Origin of the sequence: Arthrobacter sp. (genome assembly GCF_030540645.1) — a bacterium.
Lineage (GTDB): Bacteria > Actinomycetota > Actinomycetes > Actinomycetales > Micrococcaceae > Specibacter.
In genome coordinates this window covers 320-10,221 of the sequence record NZ_JAUNVV010000110.1, presented here as the reverse complement: position 1 = coordinate 10,221, position 9,902 = coordinate 320, and the positions used below count along the sequence as shown (strand labels likewise).

Genomic DNA, 9,902 nt, shown 5'->3' with positions numbered 1-9,902 from the left:
TTGGGTGAACCCACGCGGCCGGTTTCACCGGTGGAGTACGGCGGGAAGTTGTAGTTGTGCATGTAGCGCTTGCGCGTTACCGGGCTCAGCGAGTCAATCTGCTGTTCCATCTTGAGCATGTTCAGCGTGGTGACACCCAGGATCTGGGTCTCGCCGCGTTCGAAGATGGCGGAGCCGTGCACGCGGGGCAGAACTTCAACTTCGGCGGTGAGCTGGCGGATGTCCGTCAGGCCACGGCCGTCGATGCGAACCTGCTCGGTGAGGATGCGCTGGCGGATGACGTGCTTGGTGACGGCGCGGAAAGCAGCTGAGAGCTCCTTTTCGCGGCCTTCGAAGCTGCCGGCCAGGGCGGAGATGGTCTCGTCCTTCAAGGCGTCGGAAGCGTGGTCGCGCTCCTGCTTGTCGGCGATCGAGAACACGGCGGCCAGCTTGGTGGCTGCAGCGTTTTCGACGGCGGCGTAGACGTCATCTTCGAAGTCCAGGAAGACCGGGAATTCTACGGTGGGCTTGGCCGCGCGGGCAGCCAAATCGGCCTGTGCTTCACACAGTGCCTTGATGAACGGCTTGGCCGCTTCGAGGCCCTCGGAAACAACCTCTTCGGTGGGGGCCTGGTGGCCCTGTTCCTTGATGAGGTTCCAGGAGTTGTCGGTCGCTTCGGCTTCAACCATCATGATGGCGACATCGTCACCGGCAACGCGGCCGGCAACGACCATGTTGAACACGGCGTTCTGCAGTTCGGAGTGCTTCGGGAACGCAACCCACTGGGCTCCGTTGCCGTCGTCCACCAAGGCAACGCGGACGCCGCCGATGGGGCCGGAGAAAGGCAGGCCGGAGAGCTGTGTGGACATGGAGGAGGCGTTGATGGCCACCACGTCGTACAAAACGTCGGGGTTGATGGCCAGCACCGTGACAACGATCTGAACTTCGTTGCGCAGGCCCTTGACGAATGCCGGGCGCAGCGGGCGGTCCATCAGGCGGCAAGCCAGGATGGCTTCCGTCGAGGGGCGGCCTTCGCGGCGGAAGAAGCTGCCCGGGATGCGGCCGGCAGCGTACATGCGCTCTTCCACATCAACGGTCAGCGGGAAGAAGTCGAAGCCCTCACGCGGGTGCTTGCCAGCCGAGGTGGCGGACAGCAGAACGGTGTCTTCGTCGATGTAGACCATCGCGGCGCCGGCTGCCTGCTGTGCAAGGCGACCGGTTTCAAAGCGAATGACGCGCTGGCCGTAGCGGCCGTTGTCAATGACAGCCTCTGAATACTGAATCTCGGGACCCTCCATAAGAGAGTCACCTCCATTTCTTGGTAGATGTTCTTGTTGAACCCCTGCCCAAGAGCTGATGCGTAGTCTTCCCAGGGCCACCACCGGATGGTGCTGTGGCTCCCTGTACAACACCCGGTCATCGATCGAGGCCCACGGGCGCAAATCACTTGTCAGTGTTTGCTCCCGGAAGCCACTACCGAGGACCGCGAATGCGTGAATACGAACGTTTTGCCCTTGGTACTGCAGAAGTGTGTGCCATGGGCGCTGGGCCCGGCACACTTTTCACAGCGCAGTGTCGCTGCACTGTGAAAGGCGGCCTTCCAACACCCGGAACGCAAGGTCCCGGACGGGAGGAAGACCGCCTTTGTTCACAGACTAGCGGCGCAGGCCGAGACGCTCGATGAGCGCACGGTAGCGGGTGATGTCGGTGTCCTTGAGGTAGCCAAGCAGACGACGACGGCGACCAACCAGGCCCATCAGGCCACGGCGGGTGTGGTGGTCATGCTTGTGCATCTTCAGGTGCTCGGTCAGGTCGGTGATACGACGTGAGAGCATTGCAACCTGAACCTCAGGTGAACCGGTGTCACCTTCGCTGGTTGCGAAAGCCTGCATGATTTCTTGCTTTACAGCGGCGTCTAATGCCACAAGTAACTCCTTGAATGTACCGCGAACATGGTTTCCGGTCCTTGCCCAGTCACCTGGCCAAGCACGGAAGAATCCAGCCACCACGGACTGCAGCCGGATTCCACCTTTCAGTTTAGTGCAGAAAGCGAGGATCTGTCGAAGTACGCGGGTGAGATGCGACTCATCGGCGGTTTCAGCCCAAGATCATACGGGCGTCGTCGACGTCGTGGTGCATTTGTTCAATAAGCGCTTCGGGGCCTGTGTAGGCGACCATACCGCGCAATCGGCGCACAAATTCAACGGTGACGTGCTGACCGTAGAGGTTGAACGCCTCGACGGGCTCCTCCGGCCGGTTGATGACGTATGCCTCGACTTGGCGGCTGACACCGACGAACGTGGGGTTGGACCCGACCGAGATGGCGGCCGGCCAGCGGTGCCCGTGCGTGTCTGTCAACCAGCCGGCATACACGCCGTCGGCCGGGATGATCCCGCAGGCATCCGGTGACAGGTTCGCGGTGGGAAAGCCAAGTTCGCGGCCGCGGGCGGCGCCGTGCACCACTTCCCCACTCATGGTGTGTGAGCGGCCCAGCACCTGCGCAGCCGTATGGACCTCGCCCTTATGCAATGCTTCGCGCACCCAGGTGGAGGACCAGCGTCGGTCGTGGCCTTCGTCATCGACAACGACGACGTCGAACCCGAGTTCCGTGCCCAGCTCAACCATGGTGCCAAGATCGCCGGTGTTGCCCCGGCCAAAGCGGACATCGTGGCCCACCACCACGGCTGCCGCGCCCAGTGCGTTGACAAACACGTTCTTGACGAACTCTTCCGGGGTTTGTTGGGCAAATTCCAAGGTGTAGGGCAGGATCAGCACCCCGTCCAGGCCCAGTGCTGCCATGGCGGCCAATTTGTCGGGCAGGCCCATGATCTGCTCGGGCGCCGATTCGGGCCGGTGCACCACGGCCGGATGAGGGTCGAAGGTCAGTGCCACGGACAGCGCGTTGCGTGCTGCAGCCTCGGCACGCACGTGGGCCAGGACTTCCTGGTGTCCCCGGTGCAACCCGTCAAAGTTGCCCAGTGTGACCACGGAGGGGCCAAAGTCCTGGGGAACTTCATCCAGCGAGTTCCAAATCTGCACTACTTTTCCTTTTCACTGATGGCGTGGGTTGCGGTGCCGGGCGTGCCGGACCTTTCAAGATTACCTGCTGAGCGGGTCCGGTCCCGCCCAAGGCTGTTGCGGTGTCTGCGGATCGGTTGCTGCAAGCGAGAGCACCCAACGGTCTGCCGGTGTGCCACGGTCGTTGTAGTCGCCGCGGATTTCCCCGTCAAAGGTGAACCCCAGCTTCCAGGCAAGCTTGCGGCTGCCCCAATTGGGAACCATGGCGCTCCAGTGCACATAGCTGAGGTTGAGCTGGCTGAAGGCGTAGTCAAGGAGCACCCGCACAGCAGCGGCAGCCGCACCGGTGCCGCGCGCATCCGGGCCAAAGTTGATGCCAACGGCGGCTGTGCCGGGGTTGTTGCACTGCAAGTCCACGACGCCCAGCAGGTGGTCGGTATCCGGATCCGCTACGGCAAACGTCAACGTCTCCCCTGTGCTCCAGCCGTCCGGGGTGATTGAGCTGATGAAGGTCTCTGCGTGTTCATCCGTGTAGTTCAGCGGCACCGTGGTCCATCTGACCGCCTCAATGTTCCGGCAGTTTTCCACCAGTTGCGGCGCGTCGGCCATGGTCAGCGCCCGCAGCACCACAGACTCGGAGCGCAGGACCGGCACCACGGGCTGGATGTCCAGGTCGGGCGGTGTTCTCGTGCCCTGCACATGGTTGCGGAATTGGGCACGGTTCAAGCTGAACACCAGTCCGTCGGCAACCTGGCCCTCGAAGTGCCCGTAGCCGGGGATTTCAGCGGCGAGTACGAATCCGCAACGCTTGGCCAGTGCCATGCTGCGGGCGTTCCCGGACGTGGTGCGCCAGTGCAGCACTTCCAACCCAAGGTTCTCCAATGCATACCCGCACAGCAGTTCCACGGCGCGCCCGGCACAGCCGGTGCCGCGTCCGGAGGGCAGCATCTTGATGCCGATGCTGGCTGAACCGCCACGGGAGGTGGAGAAGATCTCGTGCAGGCTCAGCGTGCCAACAACGTGCTGCACGCCGTCACGTTCTTCCTCCACGGCAAAACGGAAGTAGGTCCCGGACTCCCAGCCATGTGCAATGGAACCGGCAATCAGCTCTGCGGCACGGCCGCCATCCATGGAGGCATCGGAGGCGGTCCACCGCACGTTCTCGGCGTCCCGATGCATGGCGGCAAACGCCGGCGCATCCTCGGCACTGAAGCGGCGCAGGGACGTGGACCCGTCGCTGAGGACCGGCCAGGCCGTTGGCAGGTCCAGCATTTTCACTTGGATTCTCTGTGGCGGTACAGCCAGATCAGTCCAATGATGGGCAGCAGCAGCGGCACAAAGCCGTAGCCGCGGCCAAACGTGCTCCACACGGTGGCATGCGGGAAGGCCGCCGGATCAATGACGCTCGCCGCACCGATGACGAGCACGCCCACCAACTCGATGCAGATGGAGATCGTGGCAAGTTTCGCCCAGCCGGGCCCGGGCTTGGCCAGTGAAATTGTGGCCACAATGTACACCACAGCTGCGAAGGCGGAGAGCAGATAGGCCAAGGGGGCGTCAGCAAAATGGAAGATGATCTGGAAGCTGGCACGGACCGTGGCCGAGATGGCAAAAATTCCGTAGACGGTGATCAGCAGCCGCCCGGCGCCGGTGGTGCGTCCGTGGGGGGCAACTTGTGTGTTCGTGTCTGGGGTGCTCATGATCCAATTCCTTGTTGCAGTGCTTGTGCGGCCATGCTGGTGCCGTACCAAATTTGTGCCATGCGAGCCAGCATGACCACCACCGTGATCCCCACCGCGCTCATGACGTAGTTCGACCAGTGGGTGCGTTCCATCATGGCCCAGTAAAAACCTGCCACGGGCAGCATGGCCGCCGTGAACATGTAGCCCCAGAATTCCCAAGGCTCCCCCACCATGTGTTGTCCGCCAAGTATCCGCACGAGTGAACCAATGGCGTAGGCCACAATGAAGAGTTCGACGGCGGCCAGCGTCAGCAACGTGATGTCGTTCGGCTTCTTTTTCATTGCGGCGGCAACGATGCAGGTGATCGTTGATCCCAGCCCCACAATGGTGCCGATGATGAACCAGGCGTCAACGGTCACTTCAGTGTCTCCTTGGTGTCGCCCGGCGTAGATGGTGCAGGTGCGGGGTCCGGGGGAAACACCAGGACAGGTTTGGCATGCTTGCCGGCATCGGCGAGCAGGGCCACGAGCGTGCCGTCGGGGGCGAACGCTGCGGCCGGTTCTGCCACGGTGTGCGTGCCTTCCGCGCTGGCCGGAATGCGGCGGCCAAAGGAGAGCTCCACGGCTTCTTCAGCGGTGAGTTCACGGACCGGCATGAGGGCACGTGCGGCGTCGGCAATGTCAAAGACATTCAGGTCCTGCGCCAGTTCTTCCAGGGTGCGGGCCTGTGCCAAATTGTATGGGCCAACGCTGCTGCGGCGCAGCGCGGTCAGGTGCCCGCCCACTCCCAGTCCTGCGCCCAGGTCGCGGGCCAGTGCCCGGATGTAGGTGCCTGAGGAACAGCGTACGGTGACGTCCACGTCAACATACGTGACGCCGTCGTGCTTCAGCCGTGCAGAGCCGGCATTTGCAGCCTCCGGATCCTGCTGCTCGTCCGTGCCCGGCGCCTCGACGCCGTGGCGGATGGCGAGGATGTCGAAGGAGTGGATGGTGACGGGCCGGGCCGCGAGTTTGACGTCTTCGCCGGAGCGTACGCGGGCATATGCCCGTTCTCCGTTGACCTTGATGGCGCTGACGCTGCTGGGCACCTGCTCGATGGGTCCGCGCAGAGCAGCGACGCCGGCTTCAATGGCCTTGTCCGTGACGCCGTCGGTGGGTGCGGTGGAGGTGACCTCACCTTCGGCGTCGTCGGTGAGGGTGGAGGCGCCCAGGCGAATGGTGGCCTCGTACGTTTTTGAGGTGCCCACGATGTAGGTCAGCAGCCGGGTGGCTTTATTGATGCCCACCACCAACACACCTGTCGCCATGGGGTCAAGAGTTCCTGCGTGGCCCACTTTTCGGGTTCCTGCAAGCCTTCGCATTCGGCCGACCACATCGTGGCTGGTCCATCCCTGCGGTTTGTCTACGATTACAAGTCCAGAAAGCACGCTTTGAAGTATATCCGTACCAGGACGCCCCGATGGTGAGTTGTCCCCATCGCGGCCGCAACGGCTGATGGTTACGCTGTTGGAAACACCCCCTCGATTCCGAACAGACGGAGAACCATGAAAGATCTCGCACACGTTGGCGGCAAACGCACGCTGGCAGCATTGGGCACTGGCATCGCCTTGTCGATGGCATTGACCGGCTGCCTTGGCGCGGGCTCCAAGCCTGCCGCCGAAGAAAGTGCCGCCGTGCAGCAACAGACAACGTCCCCGCTTCAGACCGGTGAATCGAGTGAGCGTGGCGGCGAGGATGTGAAGAGCGCTCCGGCTACCACGCAGGCGCCGAAGGAAGCTGCTCCGGCCGGTGCAACGAAACTGACCGAACCCGGCACGAGCTTAAAGTTTGGTGAAGTGGCCTACACGCACAGCAACACCGGAAAGGCTGGATCGGAAAAGTACAAGGAAGCCGGCTACGAGACGAAAGTCACAAAGATTGTGGCAGGCAGCGAAGCTGATCTGGCCGCACTCAAGGACGCCGCCAAGTTTGCCGGGCAAACCCCTTACTACGTGTTCAGTGAGGTCACACTCACATCACTGTCAAAGCCTGGGGCAGGACTTGGCGATCCGCGCATCACCGGTCATTTGAAGGACGGCACCGAGGCCCAGAAACTCATCGTGTTCGGCACCATGGCGGATTGCAAAACCGGCTCGTTCGACACCGAAGGCAAGGACGACACGTTCAGCTACGTGGTTGGATCCAGCAAGGACATGTGCAGCGTCTTCCTGGCTCCTGCCGGTGATGCAGTGACTACCGCAAGCTACGACGACTCCAACTTCAGCTACGAAAACTACAAGGACAACAAGTACCGCCAGAGCCCCATCACCTGGGGCAAGTAGGCCTGTTCAACCTGGGGTACCAGTGGCAGCCCCCTCCACCGGCATGGATTGGGCCAGGACGACGGCGGACCCGTCACCTTCAGCGGGTAGGTGTCGGGGCCCCCGGCGGATGGGGGAAAAAAGCGTGGCCGGGCCGGCAGGAACAGCCAAATCGTCCGTGGGCTCGTCGTCATCCGACTTGTAGGGGTCGGCCTCGCCGGCAAATTCGGCGTTCGCTGACAGCTCGGCCAGCTTGGCGTCGCGTTCCTTGGCCACCCGCAGGAGCGCCTCCAGGTTTGAGGCGTTCTCGGGGATGACGTCGGCCACAAATTCCAGTGTCGGTGTCAGGCGCACAGTGATGTTCTTGCCCACTTCGGCACGGAGCACACCCTTGGCGCGTTCCAAACCGATCTTGGCTTCGCTCGTGGCCGTTTCGTCGCCAAAGACCGTGTAGTAGATGGTGGCGTGCTGCAGGTCGTTGGTGACGCGGGCATCGGTGACGGTGATGCCTTCAACGCGAGGATCCTTGACCCTGGAGCGAAGGCCCTCGGCCACCACAACCTTGATGCGCTGTGCAAGTTTCGAGGCGCGGGCTGAATCAGCCATGATGAACTCCTTAAAAGTGGAAAGGCGGGGATGGTCCTGAAACCATCCCAGGGAATGCAAAACCGGCTGGGCGTCCATGCGGACGCCCAGCCGTAGCTAGTGTTGGGCCCACACGTGCGAGGGCCCCAGAGTGGGGTCGCTTGCGACCTCACTCTGGGAGCACTTGGGGACTATGCGCGGGGCTTCTCGCGCATTTCGAACGTCTCGATGATGTCCTCGGTCTGCAGGTCGTTGAACGACCCCAAGCCGATTCCACACTCGAAGTCCGTGCGGACTTCGGTTGCGTCATCCTTGAAGCGCTTGAGCGAGTCAACGGTGAGGTTGTCGCCGATGACCTTCCCGCCACGAAGCACACGTGCCTTCGTGTTGCGTCGGATGATGCCGGAGCGGACAATCGAGCCGGCAATGTTGCCATGCTTGGAGGAGCGGAATACTTCGCGGATTTCCGCGGTACCCAGCTGAACTTCCTCGTACTCAGGCTTGAGCATGCCCTTCAAGGCCAGCTCAATGTCATCAATGGCGCCATAGATGACCGAGTAGAAGCGCATGTCAACGCCTTCACGATCGGCAAGGTCGGCAACGCGCTCGGCCGGCTTGACGTTGAAGCCGATGATGATGGCGTTGTCCACCGTGGCCAGGTTGACGTCGTTCTGCGTGATGGCACCCACACCGCGGTGGATGACGCGCAGCTGTACACCTTCGCCAACATCGATCTTGAGCAACGAATCTTCCAGGGCCTCAACGGCACCTGAAACGTCACCCTTGAGGATGAGGTTAAGCGTGTCGACCTTGCCGTCGGCAACGGCCTGGTCGAAGTCTTCCAGGCTGATGCGCTTGCGACGCTTGGCCAGGGCCGCGTTGCGGTCCGCAGCTTCACGCTTTTCAGCGATCTGGCGTGCCGTGCGCTCGTCACCGGTGACAAAGAATGTGTCGCCTGCTCGGGGAACATTGGACAGACCCAGTACCTGGACCGGACGTGAGGGCCCGGCTTCGGAGATGACGTCACCGTTCTCGTCGAACATGGCACGAACCCGGCCGTGTGCGGTGCCGGCGACAATGATGTCACCGACGTGCAAGGTACCTGACTGAACCAGCACAGTTGCCACGGAACCGCGGCCCTTGTCCAAGTTCGCTTCAATGGCAATACCGCGGGCATCCTTGTTCGGGTTGGCGCGCATGTCCAGGGCAGCATCAGCAGTCAACAGCACAGCCTCAAGGAGTTCCTCGATGTTGATGTTGTTGCGAGCAGATACGTCCACGAACATGGTGTCTCCACCGTATTCTTCAGGAACCAGACCGTATTCGGTCAGCTGGCCACGGATCTTCTCCGGGTTCGCCGAGTCCTTGTCAATCTTGTTCACTGCAACCACGATCGGCACATTGGCTGCCTGGGCGTGGTTGAGGGCTTCAACGGTCTGCGGCATGACGCCGTCATCGGCAGCGACCACAAGGATCGCAATGTCGGTGACCTTGGCACCACGGGCACGCATGGCGGTGAACGCCTCGTGACCGGGAGTATCAATGAACGTGATGCTGCGTTCGGTACCCTCATGCTCGTGCACAATCTGGTAGGCACCGATGTGCTGGGTGATGCCGCCGTGTTCGTCGGCAACAACATCCGACTTCCGGATGGCATCCAGCAGGCGCGTCTTACCATGGTCAACGTGACCCATGACAGTGACAACGGGAGGACGGATCTCGAGATCTTCGTCGCCTTCAGCTTCAAGCTCGGCTTCGAAGTCGATGTCGAAGCTGCTGAGCAGTTCACGCTCTTCGTCTTCAGGGGAAACAACCAGGACCTTGTAGCCGAGCTCCGTGCCCAAAAGTGCGAACGTGTCTTCGTCCAGGGACTGCGTGGCCGTGGCCATTTCGCCCAAGTGGAAGAGCACTGTCACCAATGCTGCCGGGTTTGCCTCGATCTTGTCGGCAAAGTCCGTGATGGACGCGCCACGGCGCAGGCGGATGACGGTGTTGCCGTCACCACGGGGAACTGAGACGCCACCCAATGACGGTGCGCTCATCTGCTCCAGTTCCTGGCGCTTTGCACGCTTGGACTTGCGCTGCTTGCCACGGCCTGCGCCGCCCTTGCCGAAGGCGCCCTGGGTGCCGCCGCGTCCGCGGCCGCCCTTGCCAAAGCCACCACCGGCGGGCGCGCCTCCCGGTGCACCACCGGGCGTGGCGCCCGGAGCACCCGGACGACCCCGACCCGGCGCGCCGGGACGGTCATTTCCGCGACCGGGAGCAGCAGGGCGCTCGGTGCGGTTGGGCATCATGCCGGGAGTTGGACGGGGACCACCGGGGCGCGGTGCGCCGGGGCG

9 protein-coding genes and 1 pseudogene are annotated in these 9,902 nt (G+C 62.4%); 1 reads left to right on the top strand and 9 read right to left on the bottom strand.

Going from position 1 to position 9,902, the window contains the following annotated elements:
- From Q4P21_RS15090 to truB, 7 genes are all read right to left on the bottom strand, one after another.
- The coding region (locus tag Q4P21_RS15090; RefSeq protein ID WP_303389548.1) for a polyribonucleotide nucleotidyltransferase at positions 1 to 1,277 on the bottom strand (1,277 nt) is incomplete at its 3' end.
- Between the two features lie 357 nt (positions 1,278 to 1,634).
- The gene (gene rpsO / locus Q4P21_RS15085) at positions 1,635 to 1,904 is read right to left on the bottom strand and encodes a 30S ribosomal protein S15 (protein ID WP_303389547.1); all 270 of its coding nucleotides are present in this window, start codon (positions 1,902 to 1,904) and stop codon (positions 1,635 to 1,637) included.
- 172 nt (positions 1,905 to 2,076) lie between these two features.
- Complete coding sequence (locus tag Q4P21_RS15080) at positions 2,077 to 3,018, bottom strand: bifunctional riboflavin kinase/FAD synthetase (protein WP_303389546.1); 942 nt, start codon at positions 3,016 to 3,018, stop codon at positions 2,077 to 2,079.
- Positions 3,019 to 3,078: 60 nt separating this feature from the next.
- Positions 3,079 to 4,269 carry a GNAT family N-acetyltransferase gene (locus tag Q4P21_RS15075; RefSeq protein ID WP_303389549.1) on the bottom strand — a complete coding sequence of 397 codons (1,191 nt, stop codon included), beginning with the start codon at positions 4,267 to 4,269 and terminating at the stop codon, positions 3,079 to 3,081.
- A 2-nt stretch (positions 4,270 to 4,271) separates the two neighbouring features.
- On the bottom strand, positions 4,272 to 4,697 hold the full coding sequence (locus tag Q4P21_RS15070; RefSeq protein WP_303389545.1) for a hypothetical protein: 426 nt from the start codon (positions 4,695 to 4,697) through the stop codon (positions 4,272 to 4,274).
- Positions 4,694 to 5,098 carry a hypothetical protein gene (locus Q4P21_RS15065; RefSeq protein WP_303389544.1) on the bottom strand — a complete coding sequence of 135 codons (405 nt, stop codon included), beginning with the start codon at positions 5,096 to 5,098 and terminating at the stop codon, positions 4,694 to 4,696. The genes Q4P21_RS15070 and Q4P21_RS15065 overlap by 4 nt, the downstream gene beginning before the upstream one ends.
- Positions 5,095 to 6,105 (bottom strand): tRNA pseudouridine(55) synthase TruB, encoded by a 1,011-nt coding sequence (gene truB, locus Q4P21_RS15060; RefSeq protein ID WP_303389543.1) that lies wholly within the window; start codon positions 6,103 to 6,105, stop codon positions 5,095 to 5,097. The genes Q4P21_RS15065 and truB overlap by 4 nt, the downstream gene beginning before the upstream one ends.
- 117 nt (positions 6,106 to 6,222) lie before the next feature.
- Between truB and Q4P21_RS15055 the strand changes: the two genes are divergently transcribed.
- A complete protein-coding gene (locus Q4P21_RS15055) occupies positions 6,223 to 6,999 on the top strand; it encodes a hypothetical protein (RefSeq protein ID WP_303389542.1) in 777 nt (258 codons plus the stop codon).
- Positions 7,000 to 7,170: 171 nt separating this feature from the next.
- On the opposite strand, the pseudogene rbfA reads toward Q4P21_RS15055, so the two are convergent.
- Positions 7,171 to 7,584: pseudogene (gene rbfA / locus Q4P21_RS15050) on the bottom strand (30S ribosome-binding factor RbfA); the annotation flags it as partial.
- Positions 7,585 to 7,754: 170 nt separating this feature from the next.
- A partial coding sequence (infB, locus tag Q4P21_RS15045) for a translation initiation factor IF-2 (protein ID WP_303389541.1) occupies positions 7,755 to 9,902 on the bottom strand: 2,148 nt, incomplete at its 5' end.